27 protein-coding genes are annotated in these 26,048 nt (G+C 42.0%); 4 read left to right on the top strand and 23 right to left on the bottom strand.

Annotated elements, in window-relative coordinates:
- Positions 1–63: 63 nt before the first annotated feature.
- From FRX45_RS22680 to FRX45_RS22580, 21 genes are all read right to left on the bottom strand, one after another.
- Positions 64–1,542: a complex I subunit 4 family protein gene (locus FRX45_RS22680; RefSeq protein WP_152270773.1), complete on the bottom strand. Its 1,479-nt coding sequence runs from the start codon at positions 1,540–1,542 to the stop codon at positions 64–66.
- Between the two features lie 3 nt (positions 1,543–1,545).
- Positions 1,546–3,438 carry an NADH-quinone oxidoreductase subunit L gene (gene nuoL / locus FRX45_RS22675; RefSeq protein ID WP_152270772.1) on the bottom strand — a complete coding sequence of 631 codons (1,893 nt, stop codon included), beginning with the start codon at positions 3,436–3,438 and terminating at the stop codon, positions 1,546–1,548.
- Between the two features lie 56 nt (positions 3,439–3,494).
- A complete protein-coding gene (gene nuoK / locus FRX45_RS22670) occupies positions 3,495–3,830 on the bottom strand; it encodes an NADH-quinone oxidoreductase subunit NuoK (RefSeq protein ID WP_152270771.1) in 336 nt (111 codons plus the stop codon).
- An 84-nt stretch (positions 3,831–3,914) separates the two neighbouring features.
- Positions 3,915–4,415 (bottom strand): NADH-quinone oxidoreductase subunit J family protein, encoded by a 501-nt coding sequence (locus FRX45_RS22665; protein WP_152270770.1) that lies wholly within the window; start codon positions 4,413–4,415, stop codon positions 3,915–3,917.
- Positions 4,415–4,999 (bottom strand): NADH-quinone oxidoreductase subunit NuoI, encoded by a 585-nt coding sequence (nuoI, locus tag FRX45_RS22660; protein ID WP_152270769.1) that lies wholly within the window; start codon positions 4,997–4,999, stop codon positions 4,415–4,417. The genes FRX45_RS22665 and nuoI overlap by 1 nt, the downstream gene beginning before the upstream one ends.
- Positions 5,000–5,080: 81 nt before the next feature.
- Positions 5,081–6,133 (bottom strand): NADH-quinone oxidoreductase subunit NuoH, encoded by a 1,053-nt coding sequence (gene nuoH, locus FRX45_RS22655; protein ID WP_152270768.1) that lies wholly within the window; start codon positions 6,131–6,133, stop codon positions 5,081–5,083.
- A 95-nt stretch (positions 6,134–6,228) separates the two neighbouring features.
- Entirely contained in the window at positions 6,229–7,344 is a 1,116-nt protein-coding gene (locus FRX45_RS22650) for a 2Fe-2S iron-sulfur cluster-binding protein (protein ID WP_152270767.1), read from the bottom strand.
- 46 nt (positions 7,345–7,390) lie between these two features.
- A complete protein-coding gene (locus tag FRX45_RS22645) occupies positions 7,391–7,495 on the bottom strand; it encodes a GxxExxY protein (protein WP_226805533.1) in 105 nt (34 codons plus the stop codon).
- 66 nt (positions 7,496–7,561) lie between these two features.
- On the bottom strand, positions 7,562–8,911 hold the full coding sequence (gene nuoF, locus FRX45_RS22640; RefSeq protein WP_152270766.1) for an NADH-quinone oxidoreductase subunit NuoF: 1,350 nt from the start codon (positions 8,909–8,911) through the stop codon (positions 7,562–7,564).
- A gap of 39 nt (positions 8,912–8,950) precedes the next feature.
- Positions 8,951–9,391, bottom strand: a complete 441-nt coding sequence (locus FRX45_RS22635; protein WP_193311820.1) for a nuclear transport factor 2 family protein — start codon at positions 9,389–9,391, stop codon at positions 8,951–8,953.
- Between the two features lie 4 nt (positions 9,392–9,395).
- The gene (locus tag FRX45_RS22630) at positions 9,396–9,890 is read right to left on the bottom strand and encodes an NADH-quinone oxidoreductase subunit NuoE family protein (RefSeq protein WP_152270764.1); all 495 of its coding nucleotides are present in this window, start codon (positions 9,888–9,890) and stop codon (positions 9,396–9,398) included.
- 53 nt (positions 9,891–9,943) lie between these two features.
- Positions 9,944–11,191: an NADH-quinone oxidoreductase subunit D gene (locus tag FRX45_RS22625; protein WP_152270763.1), complete on the bottom strand. Its 1,248-nt coding sequence runs from the start codon at positions 11,189–11,191 to the stop codon at positions 9,944–9,946.
- A 57-nt stretch (positions 11,192–11,248) separates the two neighbouring features.
- Positions 11,249–11,752: an NADH-quinone oxidoreductase subunit C gene (locus tag FRX45_RS22620; RefSeq protein ID WP_152270762.1), complete on the bottom strand. Its 504-nt coding sequence runs from the start codon at positions 11,750–11,752 to the stop codon at positions 11,249–11,251.
- Between the two features lie 90 nt (positions 11,753–11,842).
- Positions 11,843–12,433: an NADH-quinone oxidoreductase subunit B gene (locus FRX45_RS22615; protein ID WP_152270761.1), complete on the bottom strand. Its 591-nt coding sequence runs from the start codon at positions 12,431–12,433 to the stop codon at positions 11,843–11,845.
- 33 nt (positions 12,434–12,466) lie between these two features.
- On the bottom strand, positions 12,467–12,883 hold the full coding sequence (locus FRX45_RS22610) for an NADH-quinone oxidoreductase subunit A (RefSeq protein ID WP_152270760.1): 417 nt from the start codon (positions 12,881–12,883) through the stop codon (positions 12,467–12,469).
- A 213-nt stretch (positions 12,884–13,096) separates the two neighbouring features.
- Positions 13,097–14,788, bottom strand: a complete 1,692-nt coding sequence (locus FRX45_RS22605; protein ID WP_152270759.1) for a tetratricopeptide repeat protein — start codon at positions 14,786–14,788, stop codon at positions 13,097–13,099.
- A 47-nt stretch (positions 14,789–14,835) separates the two neighbouring features.
- Entirely contained in the window at positions 14,836–15,780 is a 945-nt protein-coding gene (locus tag FRX45_RS22600; protein ID WP_226805532.1) for a PstS family phosphate ABC transporter substrate-binding protein, read from the bottom strand.
- A complete protein-coding gene (locus FRX45_RS22595; RefSeq protein ID WP_152270758.1) occupies positions 15,777–16,022 on the bottom strand; it encodes a hypothetical protein in 246 nt (81 codons plus the stop codon). Before FRX45_RS22595 ends, FRX45_RS22600 begins: the two co-directional genes overlap by 4 nt.
- Positions 16,023–16,106: 84 nt before the next feature.
- Complete coding sequence (locus tag FRX45_RS22590; protein WP_152270757.1) at positions 16,107–16,925, bottom strand: TonB family protein; 819 nt, start codon at positions 16,923–16,925, stop codon at positions 16,107–16,109.
- Positions 16,926–17,141: 216 nt separating this feature from the next.
- Positions 17,142–17,801 (bottom strand): GIN domain-containing protein, encoded by a 660-nt coding sequence (locus tag FRX45_RS22585; RefSeq protein ID WP_152270756.1) that lies wholly within the window; start codon positions 17,799–17,801, stop codon positions 17,142–17,144.
- Positions 17,802–17,996: 195 nt separating this feature from the next.
- Positions 17,997–19,067: an alpha/beta hydrolase gene (locus tag FRX45_RS22580; protein ID WP_152270755.1), complete on the bottom strand. Its 1,071-nt coding sequence runs from the start codon at positions 19,065–19,067 to the stop codon at positions 17,997–17,999.
- A 289-nt stretch (positions 19,068–19,356) separates the two neighbouring features.
- Between FRX45_RS22580 and FRX45_RS22575 the strand changes: the two genes are divergently transcribed.
- The 4 genes from FRX45_RS22575 to FRX45_RS22560 all read left to right on the top strand — a co-directional run bounded on the left by FRX45_RS22575 (position 19,357) and on the right by FRX45_RS22560 (position 23,979).
- A complete protein-coding gene (locus FRX45_RS22575) occupies positions 19,357–20,133 on the top strand; it encodes a DUF4397 domain-containing protein (RefSeq protein WP_152270754.1) in 777 nt (258 codons plus the stop codon).
- Positions 20,134–20,317: 184 nt separating this feature from the next.
- The gene (locus FRX45_RS22570; RefSeq protein ID WP_226805531.1) at positions 20,318–21,460 is read left to right on the top strand and encodes a 3-oxoacyl-ACP synthase III family protein; all 1,143 of its coding nucleotides are present in this window, start codon (positions 20,318–20,320) and stop codon (positions 21,458–21,460) included.
- Positions 21,461–21,670: 210 nt separating this feature from the next.
- A complete protein-coding gene (locus FRX45_RS22565; protein ID WP_394350048.1) occupies positions 21,671–21,964 on the top strand; it encodes an RNA recognition motif domain-containing protein in 294 nt (97 codons plus the stop codon).
- Positions 21,965–22,071: 107 nt separating this feature from the next.
- Positions 22,072–23,979: a beta-N-acetylhexosaminidase gene (locus tag FRX45_RS22560; protein WP_152270752.1), complete on the top strand. Its 1,908-nt coding sequence runs from the start codon at positions 22,072–22,074 to the stop codon at positions 23,977–23,979.
- Between the two features lie 33 nt (positions 23,980–24,012).
- On the opposite strand, the gene FRX45_RS22555 is transcribed toward FRX45_RS22560, so the two are convergent.
- Positions 24,013–24,975 (bottom strand): YihY/virulence factor BrkB family protein, encoded by a 963-nt coding sequence (locus FRX45_RS22555; protein ID WP_152270751.1) that lies wholly within the window; start codon positions 24,973–24,975, stop codon positions 24,013–24,015.
- Between the two features lie 82 nt (positions 24,976–25,057).
- On the bottom strand, positions 25,058–25,819 hold the full coding sequence (locus FRX45_RS22550) for a DUF481 domain-containing protein (protein ID WP_152270750.1): 762 nt from the start codon (positions 25,817–25,819) through the stop codon (positions 25,058–25,060).
- Positions 25,820–26,048 lie beyond the last annotated feature (229 nt).

The following is a 26,048-nucleotide window of genomic DNA, read 5'->3' as shown; positions in this document are numbered from 1 at the left end:
TGTTGTTTCTGTTTTTCAAAATCCCCGCCCCCCTCTTACCTCCTACTTTCTTACCTCTTACTCTTACAATCCCATCAGCCGGTTCATAAATACATTTACAGTATCTTTTGTAAGATCTGATAACAGTTTAGGATACACGCCCAGTAAAAGAATGATAATCACCACAACCGTTAGCGCTGCCACGGCGCTGCCTTTTACCATACCCGCACCCGAAGCAGTAAGGCTATTGGTACTGCCGTAAAATACTTTTTGCACCATATTGAGCGTATAAACCGCCGATAGTATTATCGTTGTTAATGCTATGGCTGTAGTCCATATTCCATACTGAAACAGCCCGTTAAACATTAAAAACTCTCCTACAAAAGCGTTTGTGAGCGGCAAGGCAATATTCGCCAGGGCGATAATCACTAAAAAAACGGTGAGTACCGGTGAACTGGATGCTATTCCGCCCAATTCCGAAATCTTTCGCGTGCCAAAATGTTTTTCAATCAGCTCCACTACTATCCATAATCCAATAATATTGATGCCATGGTTGAACATCTGCAGCATCACACCTTCTATTCCGCTTTGATGGCGGGCAAAGATTGCGGCGCACATTAACCCCACATGTACAATGGACGAGTAGGCAACGAGGCGCTTCAAATCGTCCTGCACCCATGCAATGCAGGAAGCGTAAACCATTCCCGCCACCGAAAGACCAATCACAACATTGGTGAATAAACCGGTAGCGTAAGGGAATACAGGTATCAGCCAGCGAATAAGTGCAAATACCCCCATTTTTACCATTACTCCGCTCAGAATCATAGTAACCGGCGCTGCCGATTGTTCATAGGTATCGGGCTGCCAGGTATGAAAAGGAAACAGGGGCATTTTTACAGCAAAGGCGGCAAGGAACAGCCAGAAAACAAGTTTCTCCTGTCCTGGCGGAAGTTTGGCTTTAAGAAAAGAGCTCAAAGCAAAACTACTGTCGGGGGTATGCAGGTAAACGTAAATGATGCCAACCATTAACAACAGCGATGCTGCAAAAGTGTATACAAAAAATTTAAATGTGGCCTGTATGCGTTTTTCACCGCCCCATTGTGAAGCAAGAAAATAGATGGGAATAATAGCCAGCTCCCAGAAGAAGTAAAACACCAGTGCATCCATAGCGCAAAACACACCCATTAACCCCGCCTGGGATAGCAGCATTAAACCATAAAAATTATTGGATTTTAAATAATTGGTATTATAAGTGGCTAAAAAAGCTAGTGGGAAAGCAAGCGCAGTTAGCAAACAAAGCATACGCCCCATTCCATCATACATCAGCGCAAAGCTGCTGCCAATGGAAGGCATCCACACATAACTTACATTATTAAAGTGGAAATAATTTTTATCTGTAAAAAAGAAACTGGCAGCCACTATGGCAACCGTAATAAGAGAAGAGATAACCGCCCATCGTTTCGCGCTATCGCCTTTCGCCAGGAAAAAGGCTGCCAGCCCGCTCAGCAGGGGGAACCATATCAGCAATTCCGGAAATGTAATTAAAACGTCATTAGGGTTCATAGCTTACAGTACAAACAATTGAATAATGAATAAAACCAACGCCGCAACAACCATCATTAAAATATACGCACCTACCTGACCGTTTTGCAATAACCTTAACTGGCGGCCGCTATAATTTACCAGTTTGCCCACGCCATTTACCATGCCATCTATTCCAAGTTTTTCTACTACATTGTTCAATAGTACGGATATACGGCGCAAGGGTTTTACAACAACCGCATCGTACAGCTCATCAACATACCATTTATTTTCCAGCACTTTGCCTAAGCCAGCCGCATCCTGCATATCTGGCTTTTTGCTGAACCTGCTTACCGCATATAAAATGGTAAGCGCTGCAACCCCGGCAGAAATGCCCATAAGCAGGTATTCCGTTGAATGATCCAGGTGCGGTGCATGCTGCAAAGCAACGGACCCCGCAAAAACAGGTGAAAGAAAATTCGCTAACTGATGCGTGCCGCCCAATACTGTCGGGATGCCCGCAAACCCGGCTACAACAGAAAGGATCGCAAGAACGATCAGTGGCCAGGTCATCGCTTTGGGACTCTCGTGCAGGTGATGCTCCTGGTCCGGCGTTCCCCTGAATTTTCCAAGGAAAGTAGTAGCATATAGCCTGAACATATAGAAGGCGGTCATTACCGCGCCCAGTACGCCGATAATCCAGTATATTTTATTTACAGAAAATGCCGCAGCCAGAATTTCGTCTTTCGAAAAGAATCCACTGAGCGGCGGAATGCCTGCAATAGCAATACAGGCCACCAGAAAAGTCCAGTGCGTGGTGGGTAAATATTTTTTTAATCCTCCCATTTTCCTGATGTCCTGCTCATGATGCATGGCATGTATAACCGAACCTGCTCCAAGGAAAAGCAGCGCCTTAAAAAAAGCATGTGTCATTACATGAAATACGGCCCCGGTATATGCACCAACACCTAATCCCAAAAACATATAACCCAGCTGGCTTACTGTAGAATAAGCCAGCACTTTTTTAATATCATTTTGTTTTAATGCTATAGTAGCCGCAAAGATGGCGGTAGCCAGTCCAACTACAGCAACCACGCCCTGCGTTGTGGGTGCGAGTGTATATAAAATATTACTTCTTGCTATCATGTAAATACCGGCAGTAACCATGGTAGCCGCATGTATGAGCGCCGATACCGGGGTAGGACCCGCCATAGCATCGGGCAACCAGGTATATAAAGGTATTTGTGCACTTTTGCCGGCGGCGCCAAGAAACAGCAACAGCGTTATGCCCACCAAGGCCATATCGTTCATTTTCATACCGGCGGCCTTGCCAAATATTTCACCAAAATTTAATGTGCCGAACTGCTGCAGCATCCAGAAAACGGCGAGCAGGAATCCAAAATCACCAATGCGGTTCATTATGAATGCCTTCTTTGCCGCATTGTTAAAATCCGTATTCTTAAACCAGTATCCAATGAGCAGGTAAGAACATAATCCCACACCTTCCCAACCTATGAACATAATAAGATAGTTGGCGCCCAGCACCAGCAATAACATGGAAAACACGAAGAGATTGAGATAAGAAAAGTACCGGGCATAATGAGCGGAGGTTTCTTCATGCATGTAGGCGGTTGAATATACATGAATTAAAAAACCTACTCCCGTTATGATGAGCAGAAAGATGGATGATAGCTGGTCTACCTGGAAAGCAAAGGGTATTTCCAGTGAGCCAATAGAAATAAAATCGAAAAGCTTTAGAACACCGGTGTGCCCGGATTTTACATTAAAAAACAATATTACGCTTACTATAAAAGACGCCAGTATAACCCCACTGCCAATAATGGCGGTGAGCGATTTGGACAAACTTTTGCGCGCCAGCCCGTTGATCAGAAAGCCAACCAGCGGAAACAGGGGAACCAGGTAAACTAATTTGCTCATATCAGATCAGGTACAAAACATAAATTAAGAATAGCCTTACTTTATATCCTGTACGTTTAGTGTTTTAGTCTGTTCAAAAAATTTACATCTATGGAATGGGTATTGCGGTACATCATCACAATAATCGCCAGTCCAACACTTACTTCGGCCGCCGCTACTACCATAATAAAAAATACGAATAACTGTGCATCTGTGCCCGCTTTTGTGGCCGCATCAAAGGTGGAAGCCGCCAGGTAATGCATTTTTGAAAAGGCCACCAGCAATAAATTAACCGCATTCAGCATTAACTCAACACACATAAAAATAATGATCACATTGCGGCGGGTTAGTACACCTATTATGCCAATGCAGAATAGCGCCACTGATAAAAATATATAATGATTGATGGTCATGTTCGTTTTACGTTACAGGTTACAAGGTCTCAGGTTATAAGTTGCAGGTTACAAGTTGCAGGTTTCATCACAGTCTGTCCGCCTTTATGTTTTCTTCCCTATCACCACTGCTCCCACCATAGCGCTTAAAAAAAGTACACTGCTTATTTCAAATGGCAATATATAATCTTTAAACAATACCATTCCCAAACTATTGATCAGTCCAATATCACCGGTTTGCATCAATACTTCCCGGCGCATACTCTCCGTATCTTTCAAAGCGGCTATCAATACCAGCATCAGGCTGCCACCGGATAATACACCTGCAAATTTCAGCCACTTCTTTTTCAATGGCGCTGCAGGCATATTAAGGTTCATAAGCATCACCACAAAAAGAAAAAGCACCATAATAGCGCCTGCATAAACAATAATATTTACGATAGCAAGAAACTGCGCATTCAGCAATACATAGTGCCCCGAAATAGAGAAGAAAGTTACGATCAGCCACAGTATACTGTGAACGGGATTTTTGCTGAAGATAACCATCAGCGCACTGCCAAGTGTTAATATAGTAAGGATCCAGAAAAGAAGCTGTGTTATTCCCATTATTTTAATTCGTTCGTTTTGGTCAGATCAGGATTATGATTTTTTCTTTTATCCAAAAGTCCTTTTGCCGCGGCATATTCCTCCGGCTGCGTGGCAGGATCGGGAATCAGCAAATCATCTTTGCCATATATGAAACTCTTACGGCTGTAATTGGCAGGCGCAAAAGTTTCACTTAAATATATCGCGTCTTTAGGGCAAGCTTCTTCACACAAACCACAAAAAATACAGCGCAGCATATTGATTTCATATTTAGCCGCATATTTTTCTTCCCTGTATAGATGCTCCTCGCCGGGCAAACGCTCGGCCCCTTCCATGGTGATGGCTTCCGCAGGGCATGCTACTGCACAAAGTCCGCAGGCAGTACACCTCTCCCGGCCTTCTTCATCGCGGTTCAATACCTGCAACCCCCTGAATACCGGGCTAAAAGGTCGCTTTTCTTCAGGATATTGTATTGTAACCTTCTTTTTAAAAAAATGTTTCAGGGTAATACCCATACCCTTAAATATCTCCCACAGGTATATCTTCTCAAGCCAGTTCATTGGCCTCCGGTCAACTAATTTAGCTCTTTGTGTTAACGCATCCATAACTACTCCTTTGATTCTTCCGGTAAGGAAGTTTTAAAAGTTGTACAAAAGTATTTTTATCAGCTATACAACCCAACTAATTCAATGTGCTTTCATAGTAAACAATACAATAGCCCCGGTAATTACCATATTGAATAATGCCAGCGGAATCAATCCCTTCCATCCTAAATTCATCAACTGGTCATATCTGAATCTTGGCAAGGTCCATCTTATCCACATGAATATGAAAATAAGTATAAAGGTTTTGCCGAATAATGCCACCAGCCCTACAATCAGCGCGGCAATGCCTGATAGTTTCGCTTCATCCACAAAAGGCATATCATATCCTCCCAAAAATAAGGTAGCTATTATAGTGCAACTGATAAACATGTTGATATACTCCGAGAAAAGGAAAAAACCAAGTTTCATGGAAGAATACTCCTGGTGATAGCCCATATTCAATTCACTTTCCGCTTCAGGTAAATCGAAGGGAGCACGGTTACATTCGGCCAATGCACAAATAAAAAACAGCAGAAAGCCTAACGGCTGGTAAACGATATTCCACCAGTTACCCTGGATTTGCTGCTCGGTAATGGTTCTTAAACTTAATGAGCCGGTAAGCATTAGCAGAGCGATAAGCGAAAGTCCCATAGCCAGTTCGTAGCTAATGGCCTGGCTGGCCCCACGCAATGCCGCCATTAAAGAATATTTATTGTTGCTTGCCCAGCCCCCGATCATCATACCATAAACACCCAAACTTACTACGCCAAAAATATATAAGATGCCAATGTTGATGTCTGCCACCTGTAAATCCACCATGCGTCCACCCAGTTCTACTTTACCGCCCCATGGTATTACCGCTGAGGTCATCATAGCAGTAAGCATGGCAAGGCAAGGACCAAGTATAAATAAAAACTTGTTGGAATTACTGGGGATGATCTCCTCCTTGAAAAACAATTTTAACCCGTCGGCCAAAGGTTGCAATAAGCCAAAAGGGCCGGCTCGGTTAGGCCCGAGCCTGTCCTGCATAAAGCCCGCTACTTTTCGTTCGGCATATGTTGCATACATGGCTACTACCAGCGATACCGTAATTACAATGGCTATTAATACCAGCTTCTCCAGTGCAAAACCCCAATCAAAAGCGAGTAATGTCATAAGTTTTTATATTCAGATATTCGATCAATTTGTTGAATCTTCTTTACATGCATTGCAGGGCTCACTGCTGCTTTTCGTCTTTCACTTCCCGCCAATCAATGCTTATCACTTATTTCTTTTTTCCCTTCAAAATCACCGGAGTGAGCGGGACCGGGTATAGCTGCCAGGTCAAGACCCGGAGGGTTTACTTCGCTCACACTATGTATATCCATCAACAGCTTCGGCTGCCTGCCATTCATTATATTTGGAAAAGTTTCGGTTGGCATTGTTGTTCCTGTTTTTCCTGCGTAGTGCCCCTGCGATATTACAGAATGACGGTTAATTTCAGCAGGACCTTCAATTTCCCAATCCCTGATATTTTTTTTCTCAAACCTGCATTCATTACAAATCCAGTCTTCCACTTCTCCCCACTGATCTTTACGGGCGGTTACCCTAAGTATTTCATCGCCCCTTAACCACGCATGTACTTTACCGCAGCATTTATCGCAATTGCGGTGTGCATTTACCGGCTTTGTAAACCATACGCGATTTTTAAAACGGAATGTTCTGTCTGTTAAAGCACCTACGGGGCAAACATCAATTACATTACCTATAAAATCGTTATCGAGCGCCTTTTCAATATAAGTAGCAATTTCTGCATGGTCACCCCTGTCTAATATACCATGCACTCTTTTATTGGTTAACTGATCGGCCACATACACACAGCGGTAACAAAGGATGCACCTTGTCATGTGAAGCTGGATATAAGGCCCCAGGTCGTGCTTTTTGAATATCCTTTTTTGAAATTCAAACCGTGTGCCTTCTGTGCCGTGCTCATAGCTCAGGTCCTGCAGATGACATTCACCGGCCTGATCGCAAATAGGACAATCGAGCGGATGGTTGATAAGCAAAAACTCCACTACTCCTTTTCTTGCATCCATTACCCGTTCGCTGGTAATGTTTTTAACGATCATACCATCCATTACGGTGGTTCTGCAGGATGCTACTAATTTGGGCATGGGTCTTGGATCGGCCGTTGAGCCCGCGGCTACTTCTACCAGGCAGGTGCGGCATTTACCGCCACTTCCTTTCAATTTGGAGTAATAGCACATAGCAGGCGGCGTTACCTCGCCACCAATCTGCCTTGCGGCATTGAGGATGGTGGTGCCAGGCTCTACTTCAACAGTTATGTTGTCAATGGTAACCTTGAATAATTTTTTTTCTTCAGCCATAGTTTTTTTTCACGCAAAGCCGCAAAAGAAGCTAAGTCGCAAAGTTTTATAAGTTATTGACTATTCTATGAATGCCCTTTTTAATTAAAACAACATTGAAGTTTACCAAAAGCCCCAGCCTTATATCAGTCAGTTTCAGATAAGTTTTCACCTGTCAGGTTAGGCTCAAGGCTTACTTACCCCTGGCTCCTTTGCGTGAAATCCTTTTTGTGTGAAACTACGCCACCACTTCCCTCTCATCTGCATAGTGCGCCAATCCATAATTTCTTCTTAAACATTCTTCGGGATTACGCACATGCCATTCAAATTCATCGCGGAAATGACGTATGGCGGCCGCCACCGGCCATGCCGCCGCATCGCCCAGCGGACAAATGGTATTGCCCTCAATTTTACGCTGTATATCCCACAATAAATCTATATCGCTCATTTTTCCTTTTCCCGTATCTATGTTCTTTAAAATCTTTTCCATCCAGCCTGTGCCTTCCCTGCAGGGGCTGCATTGTCCACAGCTTTCGTGCCGGTAAAAACGGGCTAAGGTATAGGTATGCTTTACCACACACTGATCTTCATCCAGCACTACAAAACCACCGCTTCCCATCATACTGCCGGTTGCAAAACCACCATCGCTCAGGCTTTCGTAATTCATGTAGCGGGTTTCGCCCTTGGCCGTCTTTAATAATAAATTAGCCGGAAGAATAGGAACCGAAGACCCGCCCGGGATACAGGCTTTTAATTTTTTGCTGTTGGCTATGCCGCCACAATATTCATCACTAAAAATAAATTCCTCCACGCTAATGGTCATATCAATTTCATACACGCCGGGTTTGTTGATATTACCGCAGGCCGAAATAAGCTTGGTTCCGGTTGAGCGGCCTACACCAATCTTTGCATATTCCTCTCCACCCAAATTGATAACAGGCACAATAGCCGCAAGGGTTTCCACATTGTTAACTACGGTAGGTCTGTCCCATACACCCTTTATTGCGGGAAAGGGAGGCTTGATACGGGGATTGCCTCTTTTTCCTTCCAGCGATTCGATCAGTGCTGTTTCTTCACCGCAGATATAGGCGCCTGCACCACGCTGCACATATATTTCACAATCGAACCCGCTTCCCAAAATGTTTTTACCCAGCCAGCCATTTGCTTTGGCTTCTGCAATGGCCTGCTCCAGGATATCGGGTATCCATGCATATTCGCCACGTATATATATATAAGTTGTGTTGCTGCCCAATGCAAATGAGCTAACGATCAATCCTTCTATGAGCAGGTGCGGAATAAATTCCATCAGGTAACGATCCTTAAAAGTTCCCGGCTCGCTTTCATCGGCATTGCATACCAAATGGCGGGGAACGCCTTCTGGTTTGGCGATAAAACTCCACTTCAAACCGGTAGGAAACCCTGCGCCGCCACGTCCGCGCAAACCACTTTTCTTTACTTCTTCAACGATCGCTTCGGGCGTCATTTTCAAAGCCTTTTCCACACTTGCATATCCACCTTTTTTGCGATAGACGTCATAATATCTGATGCCCTCTGCTCCGGCGTGTTCTAATAATAATTTTCTTCCCATATTATGATTAGCGATGCTATAGTTTAGAACGCTTAATTTTTATTTTACCTGCTCAGGCAATTTGGTAGCCTGCCTTGCCAGCAACTGCCATTTACCTTTTTTATCTTTTACCCAAACCTGTAATACATGCAGAGCAGCTTTAATATCCTTCCCTTCTCCTACAGCTTCTATTATTCCAGTATACCTCGCCGTTGCCCAATCCTTACTAATGGCGGCAACATACATATTACTTCTCTCTATTTTATGATAAGAAAGCTTTCCACTCTTACAGTCAGCAATAACATCCTGCTTTGTTTGTATCCATCCTGTGGAGTGACCATAACTTACATTATTATGCAACAACTTCTGCATATCCTGGTAATTTTTTGCAATCAGAGCATTTTCCAACCGAATGAGGTTTTCTTTTACAATCACACTATCCGATTGTGCATGTGCAATTGCAGTTATAAAGAACAATAATATGGTAAAAGCAAAACGCATATATTTAGTTATTGGCGGCCGCATTATTCCTGCATTCTTCAATAATCGCATCTACTTTATCTTTTGTGAGATGTTCCCTGTAATGTTTACCCAGTTGCATCATAGGGGCATACCCACAGGCGCCCAAACATTCTACTGTTTTCAAAGTAAATAAGCCATCAGCCGTTGTTTCTCCCGGGTTTATACCCAGGCGCTCGCCAATGTAAGCAATAATGTCATCGCTGCCGTTGATCATGCATGGACCGGTTTGGCATACTTCAAATAAATATTTGCCTACCGGTTTTAAGTTATACATGGAATAAAAGGTAGCTACTTCATATACTTCCACAGGCTCCAGGCTCAGCAAAGCAGCAACATAATCCATGGTTTCCGCACTCAGCCAGCCAAACTGTTCCTGTGCCAGGTGAAGCACCGGCAATAAAGCGCTTTTTTGCTTGCCTTCGGGATAGCAGGCAATGATCTCACTTACTTTTTTTAGTTTCTCTTCGGAAAATTTCATTTTCAAATTTTCAAACCAGCCTCACGGCTGGCAGGTTTTCAAATTGCATATTTCTATGCATCCATTTCGCCCGCAATTAAATTGAGGCTGCTCATTACAATTACGGCATCGGCAAGCATGGAACCTTTAATCAGTTCGGGATAGGCCTGGTAATAAATAAAACAGGGCCTTCTGAAATGCAGCCGGTAAGGCGCTCTTCCCCCATCGCTGATCAGGTAAAAGCCCAGCTCTCCATTGCCCCCTTCCACACTATGGTAAACTTCACCGGCAGGTATTTCGGTTTCACCCATAATAATTTTAAAATGCCATATCAAAGCTTCCATTTTCGTGTATACGTCCTGTTTAGGAGGAAGATAATATTCCGGTACATTGGCATGATATACTTCCGATTCTTCACCTTTGAATTGCTGTATTTTTTCGTATGCCTGCCGTATGATCTTTAATGATTCCCACATTTCCTGGTTACGCACCAGCCAGCGGTCGTAAACATCGCCCGTGGTGCCTACGGGGATATTAAATTCAAAATCCTGGTAACTGCAATAAGGGGTGTGCACTCTTACATCATAATCTATACCCGATGCCCGCAGATTTGGACCGGTAAATCCATAGTTCAATGCTCTTTCACCTGTTATGGGGCCTGCTCCTACCGTACGGTCAATAAATATCCTGTTGCGTTGGAGAAGGTTTTCAAATTCTTTTAATGCTGCAGGAAATTCATTTAAAAATTTATCTAATTTTTGCCATGCTGTAGCGTTAAAGTTTCTTTCAAAACCGCCTATTCTGCCAATATTGGTGGTAAGCCGCGACCCGCAAATTTCTTCATAGATCTCATATACAAGCTCGCGGTACTGCATTACATACAGGAATACCGACAGCGCGCCTGCATCAACACCTATAACTGAATTACATATTACATGATCGGTTATCCTGGCCAATTCCATAATAATAATACGCAGGTAATCCACACGCTTGGGTGTTTGCACGCCCAGTAGCTTCTCGCAGGTCATATGCCAGCCCATATTGTTAATAGGACTTGAGCAATAATTCAGCCTGTCGGTAAGCGGAGTGATCTGGTATAAGGGCCGTCTTTCTGCTATCTTTTCAAAGGCACGGTGTATATACCCTACCGTTGCTTCGGCCGATAAAATTCTTTCGCCATCTATTTCCAGTATATTCTGAAAAACGCCGTGCGTGGCAGGATGAGTAGGCCCGAGGTTCAGCGTAGTGGTTTGCTTTTCAATAGAACCATCGGGTAGCTTAATATTTTGTTCTCCGCTATGTTGTAATAAATCTTCTGTCATACATTACCCTTTCAGGCATTTTCTTGTGTTTGATTTTATCGCAGCTTCCCTAATTCTTCACCTCCCAAACATTTCATCATCCTTATCTACCCTTGTCTGATCTTCGAGCGGATATTCTTTCCGCATTGGGAAATAATCCATTTCGTCTACATTCAGTATGCGTTTAAGGTTGGGATGTCCTACGAAATTGACACCAAAAAAATCATAGGTTTCTCTTTCCATCCAGTTGGCACAGGCATACAACTGCGTGGCGGTATACACATCCGGTTTTTCGATAGCCGTATATATTTTAAAACGTATCCGCACATTATCCCTGATATTGTGCAGGTGATATACTACTGCCAGTTCTTTTCCCTTATTATCAGGATAATGTACCGCCTGCAAATCGGTAAGAAACTGAAATCTTAATTCGGGATCGTCATATAGAAATTGAAGCACTTTAAGATTCAGTTCTTTGGGTACTTCAAACGTAAGCATACCATATGGCTCAGTAAAATTGGCTACTTCATCACCAAACTTTTGTACCAGCCGGTTTTTAATATGGTCATTGGTTAACTCCATCTACAATCTTTATAATAATAGTTTCTGTTTTATAACATGATGCTGAAATACTGTATCACTTGCCACTTACTACTTATCCCTTACTACTTACTACTGTATCCCATAGCTCAGCATTAGCTGCTGGTATTTGTCCCCGTTTCTCCGCCTTATACTTTCTTTGCCTACCAAATCCTGCAGCGCCAACACACCGTCTATTATGGCTTCGGGCCTGGGCGGGCATCCCGGCACATATACGTCAACGGGAATGATCTGATCTATACCCTGCAATACGGAATAGCTGTCAAAGATGCCGCCACTCGATGCGCAGGCGCCCACTGCAATTACCCAGCGGGGCTCCGACATTTGTATATATACCTGTCTCAACACAGGCCCCATTTTTTTAGCTATCGTACCCATCACCATCAGCATATCACATTGCCGGGGTGTAAATCCCATCCTTTCCGCACCAAACCTTCCAAAATCGTAATGCGCTCCCATGGTAGCCATAAATTCAATGCCGCAGCAGGAAGTAGCAAAAGGGAGCGGCCATAACGAATTTTTACGGGCAAGCCCAACTACTTCGCTGAGTTTGGTCGTAAAAAAACCTTCCCCCGTATAACCCTCTGGCGCATCGGCTATACCAATATGTCCCTGGTGATCTCTTTCTTTGGGTGTTATATTAAACCGAACCGGACGTGCCATAATTAAAATTTAAAATGAACAGCTTCAATTTCACTAATCTTCCCATTTCAGTGCCCCTTTCTTTATAATATAGTAAAATCCTGCGAGAAAAAAGCCAACAAAAGCAAGTACCGCCATAAAACCTTCCCAGCCCAATTCCCTGAAGTTTACTGCATAAGGATAAAAAAAGATCACTTCCACATCAAACAACACAAACAATATCGCTACCAGGAAATATTTAACCGCCAGGGGCTGGCGGGCATTGCCACTGATTTCGATACCACTTTCAAAATTATCCAACTTTTCGGCCGTGGGTCTTTTTGGGCCCAGCCAATGCGTTACGCCCATCATAACCACTACAAATCCAACAGCAAAAAGAAGTTGCAGGGCAATAGGAAAGTAATTAAATGAATTATTTACGTCTGTAGCCGAAGAAACCGGAAGGGACTGAAGTAAAAAATAAGGTATCATTCTCGTCTCAAGATTACTTTTTTCAACAGTAAACGGAAGAATTGTATCTATTATTTGCCAGCCGGAACTACATTTTTCCGTTTTCTGTATTGGTGTAGAATTAATCCAAAGGCAAAAATAAGGCAGCATTGCCTAATAACCATTATTTAATAAAATAAAACCCCAAAACCAGTATTGATTTTGGGGTCATATATTGTAATCAGTTATATCAACTCATTTTCGGGAGGGTTTGGCCGCTGCACCACTTTTCTTTGTGCTATCCGCCCTGGGTTGTGGCCGGTCTAACGCTTTCTGCAATATATCCCTGTTGTTCTTTGCATCCACATTGGTAGGATCCAGGCTGATCATTTTATCAAGATAAAAAATCGCCTTCTCATAGTCTTTTAACGTGTTGGCGTTATAACCTGCAAGGTATCCGTAAGCCAGTATTAAAGCAGATTTATTCTTTAACGAGTCAAGGCCCGCAATTTCTATAAACTTGTTAGCATCTTCAATCGGCGCCTCAGAAAGTATCCCTGAAGCTGCACCACTGGTATCGGCCATCCATTTTGTACGGAAGCCGCCATAATAACCCTGCATATCATCGGGGTATTTTTGTTTATATAAGTTAAATACGCTATCCGCTGTCTGGTATTTTTCACCATAAAAATTCTCCCATCCTGCATAAAAGAGCTCGGTTTTTCCATAGCCGGTATCAATAGACAGGATTTTGGTAAGCCAATCGGCAGACTTAACCCTGTTCTGTATTTTTTTATACATATCAGATGCCGCTTTAGCATAATCAACCTTGTTTTTAAGAAGGGTATCCATTGCTATCGCCTTGTTAAAATAGCTGTCGGCCTGATCCAGTTTATCAGGGAATTTGGCCGATATCTGCGCCATTTTAACATAGTTGTCAGGTAAAAACAGCGTAGAATCTCCTTTGGAAAAAAACAATTCCATATTCTGAAGGGCATTAACGGAGTCGCCCAATTTATCGTAAGCATAAGCTTTTACGCGGTATAATTTCGGACTTGCTTTTTCGCCATCTTTCTGCAATTTCTCATCTGCTTTGGCAATAGCTCCTTTAAAGTCGCCGGAAGCGTATACCAGGCTGATCTCTTCTGCTTCAACAGAAGGCGTAAAATCGGTATTGGCCTTATACTTTGCAAAATAATCCCTGGCCTTATTTACATCACGTGAATACCAATATGTATACAGATCGTAATATGCAGGAGCATAGGCAGGGTCTAAAGCAATAGCCTGTTCATAATGTTTGAGAAATATATTGGCCTGTTCCTGCCCCTGTGTAACATATATTTTACCAATCTTATATTCTGCTTCTGCGAGCTTATCATTGAGCGTGAGCGCATTCTGGTATGCTGTTACTGCAGCACCACCGTCTAATAATTTACGGTATGCATCACCCATGTTGATGTAAACAAAGGGTTCTTTAAACCTTCTTACCTCAGTTGCCTGTTTTAATTTTTCTATTGCGTATTTGGCATCGCCATCGGGTGCATCCGCATTGGCGTGGCCCACGGCGTTCAAAATGTCTACATCCTTGCCTTTAGTAAGGCTGATAGCGGTTTCAAAACGCTGACGTGCATCGTTACCCTTATGCTCAAGCAATTCAACATGGCCCATACCCACCAGCAATAAAGGTTCACTGCCTTTAGTCTGTAAAGCCGTTTGATATACTTTCTTTGCACCTGCAATATCATTTAACTCAATCAATGTCTGCCCCAACCAATAAGCGGCTTCCACATCATCGGGTTTTGCTGCAAGCGCTTTTTCAAGGGTTTCTTTTGCGCTATTGTACTTCTCGTAGTAAAAGAACTTTCTTCCTTCCTCTACTGATTGCGCAAAAGCAACATTGCACAGTAAAACAGCAGCTACCATAAATCTGATTGTGTGCTTCATCATTTTTGATTTGAAATTTTGGTTTTGGTAAATAAATATATTAAAAAATATTATTCTTCTTTTATTTGAGCTGCTCTTATTGTAAAATCCATATTTGAGGGAACAAGATAAGCTCTTTGAAAAATAAGCTGTCCTTTTTCGTTCTTTAAAAAATTAGTAAATCCCCTGCCCAGCCCACTATAGTTTTCTTTTACTATATAATACAAACCACGTACCATAGGATATCTTTTGGTTGCAATATTGGCCTGATAAGGTTTTATAAATTTGTCAGGGTCGTTGCGCGCTTCTATTGATGCCACTCTTACTTTAGAGAGAAAAGCCAGTTGTTGTTTATCTTCGGGATTACCGATCCAGCTTACGCCTATAAAGCCAATAGCATGCTCATTGCCGGCTACATAGTCAATTACACCCTGGCTTGTTTTGGCAGCGGTTACTTCGGGCGATAAAGGCTGACCTTTAAGTACCGAGTCAATCATAAAGCGAACCGTGCTGGTGGCAGCATTGCCATCTAATACGGGATTAAGTTTGTATCCGCTGGTTCCATTCATCAAAGACCTGATTTCCCCCATTGTAAAAAGCGAATCAGCAGCTTTATTATTCACTATAACAGATATAGCGTCAGACGCAATTTTTCCCCAGAAAGGTGCAAATCCCAAAGTATCCTGCAGCGATTTAACTTCTCCTTCACTTAGCCCACGGGTAACGATTACCATCCGGATACTGTCGTTCAGCAAATCTTTTAAGCATTCCGCTTCAGCCTTATAATGCGGAATAATAGTTGCATCCGGAAACTGAGACATAAAAACCCTGATCTGCGAATCAATAATAGGCTTAAAAGATTCATCCACACTAATATGAATCGTACCCGATTTGAGATCATCATTGCCGGGAATTACTTTTCTGCTTCCACCATTATTGCAGCTTACCAGCGCTAACACTACCAGCGCATATATTCCGGCACGTAACATATTATAAATCTGTCGTATATTTTTCATTTCCTCAGATATTTCCGCTGATACCCTCTGTATAACCTGAATAATCCATAAGCTATCCCTATGCACCCAAAAATGGTATCTATTAATGGATCACTTTTCATCCAGTCAATGCCCAATTTCTTATTGAATAAAAAAAACAGGCCCAAACCCAACCATAATATGCCCATTGCATAATCATAAATGGAATGAAAAAAGGAACTCCTTTTTCTTTTTTGTTCCTCCCAGTTCTGTTGTACCGACATCAGCCAAAGTTTTAGGGAGTGGGCAAGTTAGCAAATCCTTTTATAAATGCCGCAACTACACCTATTAAAAATTGATGAAACATTTTATTCTGCCATCTCAAAAGTTACGGGCTGCACAAAATACATAGCTATATTTTTGCCATTTTTCTTCGCTGGTTTCCACCTGGGCATTTTTTGCAACGCTTTTATCACCTGAAGGTCAATGTTTTCCCCACCTGACTGAATAACTGTAAAATCATCAATACTGCCGTCAGCAGCCACCACAAACCGTATGCGCAGCTTTAACGTTTCACTGTTATCATTACCAATATGGCGCAGGTGTGTTCGCAAAAATCGCATCATAGCTTTTAGTCCGCCGGGATATGTTGCGGCTTCATCAACGCTGGTGCTCGCAAAAGGTTCTGTGTATGTTGTTTCCGCTATTTCTGCATTTTCACCCCAGGCAGGCTTATCTGCAACAGGCGGCTGTAAAATATCTCCCGAAAAAGGTGCATCAATGGTAGCCAGCGCCACTTGTTTATCAATAAAAGATTCTATATCCGGAACGGGCTCTTCTATTATTTCTGCCGGCGGTACAATTTTAATAGTGGCAAAATGCTGCGAGGCTGCCTGGTTTGCAGCAGTCAAAGCTTTGGGTGGTGGCGGATCAAATTTAATGGGTTCCACCGGATGTAAAGGGCCTATGGGCGGATAATCCGGGATAGCAAAAATGCCGCCGGATGCTTTTTTACTATAATAGCCTGATATAAACAGCAACATTCCAATTAGTATGAACATAGCCGCCAATGCCTTTAAAAGATACTGATTGTAATGACGCCGTATATAATAGGCTCCATATGCTTTATTGCGGTTCTCAAAAAGGATATCTAACACATCGCTTTGCAGTATGTTTTCGGGTTTCATAAAAATAATTTGTTGTGAGCAATTGAAGTTTCACAACAGGGCCCTGTAACAGCAATGAGATGCATATAAAAAGAGATTCCACAAACGATGAGCATTAGCTGATTTTAATTGCAAAGCGACATCATCAGCGATAAAACCAACAGCTACTGGTTTTTACAAAACAAAACCCGGCTGATTTTAACAACCGGGTTACTGCAATAATAAAGGTTGATCGTCCTACTGCTTAATCACTTTTCCACTGCCGCTGATATCATTATCAATTGTAGCAGGATCACCTTTATAGTATACGCTGCCGCTGCCGTTTATTTTTACTTTGAGCTTCTGATCAACCGTTATTTTTGCCTCACCGCTGCCTGAAATAACAATATCGGCATTTTTTGAAGTAAAGCCGAAGCTGTCAAAGCTGCCGCTTCCGGAACTGCGCAATACAAAATTTTCCGCAGCTCCGTTTTCAACGGTTATATCCGCCGAACCCGATATGTGTACGTCGAAATTTGTGTTGTTGCTGAATTCTCCCGCAGCATGTATATCCCCGCTCCCGCTTGATGATAGACCTGTTAATACCGGCATCGTAATAAATACTTCCGAATTGTCATTGCGTACATTCCTTGTGTTTTCATAACGAACAGATAAAGTGCCGTTTTCTACTGTTGTTTTAAAATAAGGCAGCAGGTTGGCATATCCTTTTACTTTAACTTCAAAATCTGATCCCTGCACAATATGAACGGTGGTAGAACCTTGTGTTGCCACTTTGGTAAATGTATTTACATCCCTTTCCTGGGTTTGTACGCTGCCATCGCCGGTAAGCGATTCTTTTTTACATGAGGCTACAGTTGCTGTAAAAGCAGCGAGCAAAAAAATAAACTTCACTTTCATTTTTTGTTTTTTAAGAAAATAATTTAAGCTGTTGATTACTGCAGCATGACCGCAATCTTTATTGAACCGTTACAATGAACCCTTTAAACTACATGGGCGGAAAAAGGAACGGATAAGTGTAAAACACAAGACAGTATCCTTTGGAGGATAGCAATCCTCAGATTTTGCATGATATGAATAATTTTTCCGAAAAATTTATGGCGTTTGGTCTTTGATAGCAATATTCACATCGGAAGTAACCGTGGTAATGGCAGAACCGGGTGCCCTGGTTAAATGCAGCTTTCTTTCCATGAAGTTTTCAATAGCCTGCTGAACGCCCAGCAAATCTTTAGATCTTATATAGCTTCCCAGCACATGATTACCGGCATTGGGCATGGCCTGTTTTACCTTATCTTCTTTTGCTGTACCCAGCTCATCAAACATTTTCAGCATAGCCGGCACGCTTACCACACTGTCCTGGTGTACTTCATCTTTGTAATAATACAGCATCAGCAGCGGCTGTTTTACCTTTTTAAATGTTTCAGCGTTCATGGTAGTTTCAAGATATTCTTCCAACTGCGCAGTAGCATCAAGAGGGTATTTACTGTACCAGTATTGTTTATATATGGGGCGATCATCCTCCGAAGTAACATAATCGCTTCCTGTAACAAAAGATGCAATCTGCAGTCCCCAGGGATCATTGAGCAACCATGCTTTATCGTTATTAATAGCAATATTGGGACTCAGCAATACCAATGCATAAATGTCATCCGGATAAGTGGCTGCCAGTTGCAATGCATTGGTTCCTCCTGTTGATGTTCCCATCAGTATTACTTTTTCACCCAATTGTTTTCCTATTGCCAAAGCCTCCCTGGCGCTTTCCCAGTATCCGGAAGCCGTTAAGTTTTTCAGGGGCGCGGTGGTATCTATACCATGTTCTGCGAGCCTCGATAAATAAAGATTACAGCCAAACTCCCTGGCAATATTGGTATGCACGGGATATCCTTCTTCCTGCGAAGCCGAAAATCCATGCAGGTAAACAATGGCATATGCTGTTTTGGCTTTAAGCGAATCATTATTCCAAACTATCCGGGCCTGGTTATTGGGTTTGAGCGTATGCGCGGTTTCCTTTTGGTTAATATATTTTTCCAGTCCGGTTGCAGTTTGCGGAACAAGGGGCATAGCCGAACTATACACGGGGGTTGGGGGGTGTGGCCCCAGGAGGTATACAATCACCAGCAGTACTATAACAGTAAGGAATAACCGAAATGATTTTTTTCTGAGCATATAATATACTTCACATAATGATAAAAGATTTACCGTACGCGGCGCTAATCTACAACATTCGGTGCTGAAAAATAACTTGCGAAATCAATCCATTGAATTCGGATTAAAAAAGTTATATGTTAATGTTCTACCAATCAAATGTTAAGGCAGGCTTAAGTTCTTTATACCCATCTGTACACCACCTCCTTTGGCATCATTTTTTCGAATACTTCGTGCTTTCATTCTATAGCTCAATGGCGCAGCTTTAGCAATTAATTTTTTAACATCAAATCAACAAGGAGAACAAATTATGAAAAAAGTTTTTTCAATTCATAAGGCGATACTAACAGCAGGCGCTTTATTTTCTGTGATTATTTTTTCTTCCTGTTTAAAATCAGATGATAACAACAATCCCGGCACACCGGCCTCAGGATTGATGGCGTTTAATCTTTCCCCCGATAAATCAGCTATCGGCATTGCTTTGTCTGGTAATAATCTAACCAATACTGCCCTGGCCTATACGAATTATACCGGGGGTTATCTGAACATTTATTCCGGTTCAAGAACAGTAGAGGCTTATGATGCAGGAAGCGGAAATGCTTTTACCGGCTCCGATTACAATTTTGAACAGGATAAGTATTATTCATTGTTCGTTGTAGGTAAAGACAGTACTTATCAGAACGTAATTGTAAACGATCACTTAGATAGTCTTTCATCAGCTTCCGGTAAAGCATATATCCGTTATATCAATGCTGTTCCCGATTCAAGCCAGCCATTGGTAACCGTGAGTGACAATGCCAATAGTGTTATCAGTGAAAATGCCGACTTTACTTCGGTTTCCGGTTTTGTTGAAATAAACCCGGGTAATGCAAATATTGCCATCAATAACAGCAATAACATACAGGCGGCCCGTACCATTACATTAGAAGAAAGAAAAGCATATACGATCCTTTTCTCCGGTGTTCCGGGTTCAACCGATACTACACAAAGTGTACAGATCAGGTATATAGAAAATGGAACACTGAAAGATTCTACGGCGCAGCAGGGCGTATCAACCGTATCTCAGCGTTCCGTAAAAAGCAATTAGCCGAAGAACAGGGCCTGGTAAAAAGTGAGTAGTAGGTGAGCCGGCCGGAAGTGAGTGACTGGCAGGCGAACATACAGCTTACAATATAACCTGCAGGGTTTGCAAATGGTGATGCAGATCTTGCAGGTTTTTTATTGCACCAAACTGAGCACTGTTTAAGAATATGAGCAAAAAAACAGGGCATATGCCTTTTTTTTGTAATCTTGGTAAAGAATCTGTACAGAAAATGACCGAAAACCAGGAAAGTTATAATAACACGGGAGCCGTATTTGCGGCTACAGGCAGCTTTATACCGAGCATATGTGTCCCCAACGATGCATTTTTAACTTCACAATTTTTCAACACAGACGGTACGCCTGTTGAAAAAGAACCACAGCGAATAATTGATAAATTTAAAGAGATTACAGGTATAGCTGAACGCCGTTATGGAACACATAATCAAAAGACTTCCGACCTGGGTTTTCTTTCGGCAACTGCCGCACTCAACAGTTCGGGTATTGATAAAGAAAAGCTTGACTACATCATTGTGGCGCATAATTTTGGAGATGTAACCTATGGTTCCAATCGCACAGATATGGTTCCCACACTTGCTTCCCGCATAAAATACAGGCTGCAGATACAGAACCCGGATTGTGTTGCTTACGATCTGCCTTTTGGCTGTCCTGGCTGGCTGGAAGGAATAATACAAGCCAATTATTTTATCCGTTCGGGCGATGCCAAATATTGTATGGTAATTGGCACCGAAATGCTATCCAGGGTTATAGACCCGCACGACAGAGATTCGATGTTGTACAGCGATGGCAGCGGCGCCGTTATTATGGCTACTGGCACAAATACTACAGAGGAGGGCATTATAGCACATAAAACACAAACGCATGCCCTGGATCATGCCATGTTGCTAAAAATGGGGCGTTCCTATGCACCCGATTCAGAAAACGATGAAAACATTTATCTTAAAATGAAAGGCAGGAAATTGTATGAATTTGCTTTAACCCAGGTTCCGCTGGTCATTAAGGCGGCATTGGATAAGGCTAAACTTCATATCCGGGATATTGACAAAGTATTGATTCACCAGGCCAATGAAAAAATGGATGTTGCTATATTGGAGCGGTTATTTAAATTGTACAATGAAGAGAAAATACCAGAAAATCTGATGCCCATGACCATTTCCACGTTGGGAAACAATTCCGTTGCCACTATACCCATTTTACTGGACCTGATCCTGAAAGGAAAAATAAAAAATCAGCAAATCAACCGGGGGGATAAGGCCATATTGGCTTCGGTTGGAGCCGGAATGAACATCAACGCCCTCGTTTACCAGTTCTAAAAATATTCTTTTTCAAATATTTAATCTATTTAAACCTGCAGAATAAGGAGGTTTCATTTTAAAAGCATACCTTTAATAACGACTTGAATTAAAGCATACGCATTTGAACGTATATTCTGTACAGCTTACACCGTTGTATTTGTCTATTCTTCTGTACATTATGCTCTTCTTACAGGTTGATTAATAACATTTTAATGTAAAAGTATGAACATGTACGTTTCGAATTTAAGTTTTCACACAACTGATGAGGACTTAAAAAATTTATTCAGCGATTTCGGTGAAGTTTCTTCTTCGAAAGTAATTACCGACAGAGAAACCGGCCGTTCACGCGGATTTGGTTTCGTGGAAATGCCAGAGGAAGCAGATGCAAAAAAGGCAATGGAAGAACTGGATGGCAAAGATATCGAAGGCAGGGCGCTTTCTGTTACCGTAGCCCGTCCTAAAGAGCAACGCTCTGGTGGTGGTGGCGGCGGTTCGTTTTCGCAGAATCGTAAAAGATGGTAAACTGATTCAACGCTATAAATCAGATCACAATACCCGGACAATTAATAATTGTCCGGGTATTTTTTTATCTTGATGCCTGATTTACACATCGCCTTTAAAAAATATTCATGAAATACCTTCTTGCTTTAGCTATTCTTTTTGTAGTTATTCCGTGTTTTTCGCAGAACGCCACAACAGCTATCATACCCGAACCTGTTTCCATCGTGCAAAAACAAGGTGTATTTACTTTGCAGGATAATATTTCTATCAGTATTCCAGACAATCATAACGATGCTGCAAAAGTGGCCAACTATTTATCGCATGCTATCGCTGCTTCCACCGGGTATAAAAGCAGTATAAAAAACAACGGCAATACAGGCCATATTCATTTTATCATCGCTGCAACACCGGATAAGGAATTGGGTGATGAAGGGTATAACCTGGTTGTTTCACCCGAAACAGTAACACTTACCGCCAATACAGCGGCCGGTTTATTTTATGGTGTTCAAACTTTTCTGCAATTGTTACCCAAAGAAATAACCAGCAAGTCTGTTATTAAAGATGTAACATGGATGGCTCCCTGTGTTGAAATAAGAGATTATCCTCGTTTTGGGTGGCGTGGTTTAATGTTCGATGTATCGCGTCATTTTTTTACAAAAGAGGAAGTGAAGGAGTTTATTGATGATATGGCAAAATACAAATTCAATTTGCTGCATATGCATCTTACAGATGACCAGGGGTGGAGAATTGAGATCAAAAGCCTGCCTAAACTCACTTCTACAGGGGCCTGGAATGTAAAAAAAACAGGAACCTTCAATACCTTTTCTGCGCCCGAACCTGATGAACCACGCAATTACGGCGGCTTTTATACCCACGAGGATATAAAAGAAATCATTCAGTATGCAAAAGACCAGTTTATTAATATTCTTCCCGAAGTTGACATACCGGGACATAGTCTTGCCGCCATTGCTTCTTATCCCGAATTATCGTGCACGCCCCGCGCTGATAAATACAAAGTAAATTCCGGAGAACCTTTTATGGTATGGCCTCCGGGCGGCCATTTTTATGGATTGGTTGATAATACCCTTTGCCCTGCAAACGAAAAAGTGTACGAATTTTTAGATAAAGTATTTACCGAAGTAGCGCAACTTTTTCCTTTTGAATACATACATATGGGCGGTGATGAAACGGCAAGAAATTTCTGGGAGAAGAGTGCTGCTATTAAAACGCTGATGAAAAAAGAAAAGCTGAAGAACTTAGATGAGGTACAAAGTTATTTTGTAAAAAGGGTAGAAAAAATAATAGAATCGAAAGGAAAGAAAATGATAGGCTGGGATGAAATTTTGCAGGGCGGTTTAGCACCCAACGCCGCGGTAATGAGCTGGCGTGGCATTAAAGGCGGAATAGAAGCGGCAAAACAAAAACACGAGGTAGTGATGAGCCCAACCACTTTTGCTTACCTCGATTATATGCAGGGCGATGCGGCAACAGAACCTCCTGTATATGCCACATTGCGCCTCAGTAAAGCATATGAATTTGAACCCGTTCCGGAAGGCGTGGATCCCGTATATATAAAAGGCGGACAGGCTAATTTATGGACGGAGCAGGTATACAATATGCGCCACCTCCAGTATATGCTTTGGCCCCGTGCATTTGCCATTGCCGAATCGGTTTGGTCGCCAAAAGCCAAAAAGAACTGGAACAATTTTGTAGCCAGGGTGGAAAAACAGTTTGAACGCTTCGATATAGCCGAAATCAAATATTCACCCGCTATATATGATCCCATCATTACTGTAAAGAAAGATGAGAAAAATTTACCTGTTGTTGAAATGAATACAGAGGCAAGCGGGCTGGCTATTTTTTACAGCTTTGATAATTCTTTTCCCGATAAATTTTATCCTAAGTACACGCAACCTGTAAGCGTTCCTAAAGATGCGGCAACAATGAAAGTGATCACTTACCGCGATGGTAAGCCCATCGGAAGAATGATGGCAATACCTGTTTCTCAATTAAAGAAAAAAGCGGGGGTAAAGTAGCCACCGAACTTCGATACAATCAGCGTTACGCAGCTATTGTACTTTCTTACCGTTAGTGTCTATAACAGTTTTTTTTTCCGGCTGTTCCTGTACAGATTTCTCTGATTCTACCTCCACCTGCTCAATCCAAACAGCATAATCATCAGGATAAATCTGGGATCCTTTATGAATAGCATATACCCTGGTGTACACAGCCCCAAAATAAAGTATGGTTGCGGAATAATATACCCACAATAATATCACGATCACTGAACCTGCCGCTCCGTATGCGGAAGTTAACTTGTTATGTCCCAGGTAATAACTGATACCGAACTTACCGGCCATAAAAAGTATAGCCGTGGTAAATGCACCGGCACGTACATGACGCCATTCTATTTTAGCATCTGGTAATACTTTAAAAATCAATCCAAACAGAAATGAGGTAATGGCAAAAGAAAGTATCATATTAAATACATAGGCAATAAGCACTTCGGTGTGCGGAAATATTGCAGTAAGCTTATTAATAAATGCATCCATTACCGCGTTTACAATAAGCGATACCAGCAATAAAAACCCCAATGTTATAATAATAGAAAATGAAAGCAGGCGGTTAATGATCATCTTCAGCCATCCTTTCCTTGGCTTGGCTTTTAATTTCCAAATGGTGTTAATAGAATCCTGTATCTCGCCAAAAATACTCGTGGCTCCAATGACGAGCGTAGCTATTCCCACTGTGGCGGCAAAACCAGTTTCGTACGACAAAGTAGCATTGCGTATCGTTTGCTGAATCTGCAATGCGGCATCTTTGCCCACCAGCCCGGCTATCTGACCATATACCGTTCCTTCAACTGCTTTCTCCCCATAAAATATATCGCTTATCCATACAACGATTATGATCAGTCCCGGCAATGAAAATATAGTATAGTAGGCCAATGCGGCACTAAGCTTCAAAACCTTATCGTCAATAAAATTCGAAATGGTTTGCTTTGCGATCTTCCATGTGCCTCTTAATGTCATGCCATTTATTAAATAAAATTATGCCAGATTTTTTCTAAAATGCATGATAAATGTAAGCTAAAAATATGGTGCCGGCATAATATCAGAATGCATACCGGAAACCCGTTGAAAAAGTATAGTTGCTTTTGGGTATGCCCGCAACGGGGAAATGATCATACAAATAATTCCAGTTGATGGTTGCGGATAGTTTTTGTGTAATAGCCAGGTTGGCCGATTCCTGGTTCAGAATACGAAAATCGCCCAAGTGATCGAGCCTGGGCTGGTAAAAAGTAGTACTTATAATTTCCAGGTTACTGGTTGGTTTAAGCGTAAAAGCAAGATAGCTGCTGTTGCGCACATTGTGATGAGAAACAGGCGGATCAACCAGTTCCCTTTCATATTCATACATGAAAAGCACACCAAGATAAACCTGGAGCATACCCGAACCTGATAATTTAAAGCGCGGCCCCATGCCGGCAAGAAAACGATTTTCTATTTTGGTTATTTTATTGGTTTGCAACTGCGTAAATACTTCCCAGCGGATAAGATTGCTGAACTTATGATTGTAGCGGAGATGAAAAAAAGTGTTGTCTGTGTATTTTTTTTGAGCGCCTTTCAGAAAAGAATAATCACCCAGGAAAAGATAGAGGTTCTTACTATTCTTATACTGCAAATGTGCGAATGCACTGGCTGAAAATACCTGATCCACATTTTTTGAAAGATTAATATTGCCCCCGAAACTCCCGGCCCACCCGGTGGTATCTGTTTGAATTCTGCGGGATTCCACATTCACAATCTGGGCGCTTGCCGGTATACCTGCTATTATTAACAGTACAGGAAAAACGATTCTAAAAAAATACATCATGCAAAAATAGTAAGTTATTTTTCGTTCAAAAATTGAGTACGGTTAAAGTTGTGCTGCGGGGGATATTAATAAAATATTTCCATCTAAAAAAGTAAGTAGTAAATCATTGCTGTCCGGTAAAAATAGAATAATTCTTTTTTCAAACGGCTGGTTGCGGTTTTGCGGTTAAGATTTGGCTGTTTAGTATTTTCCAAGCCCCTATGTTGGAAATAAGGAAGGATTAAAAAGT

Origin of the sequence: Agriterribacter humi (genome assembly GCF_009192765.1) — a bacterium.
Classification (GTDB): Bacteria; Bacteroidota; Bacteroidia; order Chitinophagales; family Chitinophagaceae; genus Agriterribacter; species Agriterribacter humi.
Note: the sequence above shows the minus strand (reverse complement) of the source record. Positions and strands in the feature narration are given on the sequence as shown.

Excerpts from the sequence above, each read along its gene's own strand:
- FRX45_RS22630 (WP_152270764.1), bottom strand. The coding sequence starts at position 9,890 with ATGAAATTTTCCGAAGAGAAACTAAAAAAAGTAAGTGAGATCATTGCC.
- FRX45_RS22610 (WP_152270760.1), bottom strand. The coding sequence starts at position 12,883 with ATGATACCTTATTTTTTACTTCAGTCCCTTCCGGTTTCTTCGGCTACA.
- FRX45_RS22565 (WP_394350048.1), top strand. The coding sequence starts at position 21,671 with ATGTACGTTTCGAATTTAAGTTTTCACACAACTGATGAGGACTTAAAA.
- FRX45_RS22595 (WP_152270758.1), bottom strand. The coding sequence starts at position 16,022 with ATGTCGGTACAACAGAACTGGGAGGAACAAAAAAGAAAAAGGAGTTCC.
- FRX45_RS22600 (WP_226805532.1), bottom strand. The coding sequence starts at position 15,780 with ATGAAAAATATACGACAGATTTATAATATGTTACGTGCCGGAATATAT.
- FRX45_RS22615 (WP_152270761.1), bottom strand. The coding sequence starts at position 12,433 with ATGGCACGTCCGGTTCGGTTTAATATAACACCCAAAGAAAGAGATCAC.
- FRX45_RS22550 (WP_152270750.1), bottom strand. The coding sequence starts at position 25,819 with ATGATGTATTTTTTTAGAATCGTTTTTCCTGTACTGTTAATAATAGCA.
- FRX45_RS22665 (WP_152270770.1), bottom strand. The coding sequence starts at position 4,415 with ATGGGAATAACACAGCTTCTTTTCTGGATCCTTACTATATTAACACTT.
- nuoI (WP_152270769.1), bottom strand. The coding sequence starts at position 4,999 with ATGGATGCGTTAACACAAAGAGCTAAATTAGTTGACCGGAGGCCAATG.
- FRX45_RS22580 (WP_152270755.1), bottom strand. The coding sequence starts at position 19,067 with ATGCTCAGAAAAAAATCATTTCGGTTATTCCTTACTGTTATAGTACTG.
- FRX45_RS22635 (WP_193311820.1), bottom strand. The coding sequence starts at position 9,391 with ATGCGTTTTGCTTTTACCATATTATTGTTCTTTATAACTGCAATTGCA.
- FRX45_RS22590 (WP_152270757.1), bottom strand. The coding sequence starts at position 16,925 with ATGAAACCCGAAAACATACTGCAAAGCGATGTGTTAGATATCCTTTTT.
- FRX45_RS22575 (WP_152270754.1), top strand. The coding sequence starts at position 19,357 with ATGAAAAAAGTTTTTTCAATTCATAAGGCGATACTAACAGCAGGCGCT.
- FRX45_RS22650 (WP_152270767.1), bottom strand. The coding sequence starts at position 7,344 with ATGGCTGAAGAAAAAAAATTATTCAAGGTTACCATTGACAACATAACT.
- FRX45_RS22555 (WP_152270751.1), bottom strand. The coding sequence starts at position 24,975 with ATGACATTAAGAGGCACATGGAAGATCGCAAAGCAAACCATTTCGAAT.
- nuoL (WP_152270772.1), bottom strand. The coding sequence starts at position 3,438 with ATGAGCAAATTAGTTTACCTGGTTCCCCTGTTTCCGCTGGTTGGCTTT.
- nuoK (WP_152270771.1), bottom strand. The coding sequence starts at position 3,830 with ATGACCATCAATCATTATATATTTTTATCAGTGGCGCTATTCTGCATT.
- FRX45_RS22585 (WP_152270756.1), bottom strand. The coding sequence starts at position 17,801 with ATGAAAGTGAAGTTTATTTTTTTGCTCGCTGCTTTTACAGCAACTGTA.
- FRX45_RS22625 (WP_152270763.1), bottom strand. The coding sequence starts at position 11,191 with ATGACAGAAGATTTATTACAACATAGCGGAGAACAAAATATTAAGCTA.
- FRX45_RS22605 (WP_152270759.1), bottom strand. The coding sequence starts at position 14,788 with ATGATGAAGCACACAATCAGATTTATGGTAGCTGCTGTTTTACTGTGC.
- FRX45_RS22570 (WP_226805531.1), top strand. The coding sequence starts at position 20,318 with ATGCCTTTTTTTTGTAATCTTGGTAAAGAATCTGTACAGAAAATGACC.
- nuoH (WP_152270768.1), bottom strand. The coding sequence starts at position 6,133 with ATGACATTACTCGCTTTTGATTGGGGTTTTGCACTGGAGAAGCTGGTA.
- FRX45_RS22680 (WP_152270773.1), bottom strand. The coding sequence starts at position 1,542 with ATGAACCCTAATGACGTTTTAATTACATTTCCGGAATTGCTGATATGG.
- FRX45_RS22620 (WP_152270762.1), bottom strand. The coding sequence starts at position 11,752 with ATGGAGTTAACCAATGACCATATTAAAAACCGGCTGGTACAAAAGTTT.
- FRX45_RS22560 (WP_152270752.1), top strand. The coding sequence starts at position 22,072 with ATGAAATACCTTCTTGCTTTAGCTATTCTTTTTGTAGTTATTCCGTGT.
- nuoF (WP_152270766.1), bottom strand. The coding sequence starts at position 8,911 with ATGGGAAGAAAATTATTATTAGAACACGCCGGAGCAGAGGGCATCAGA.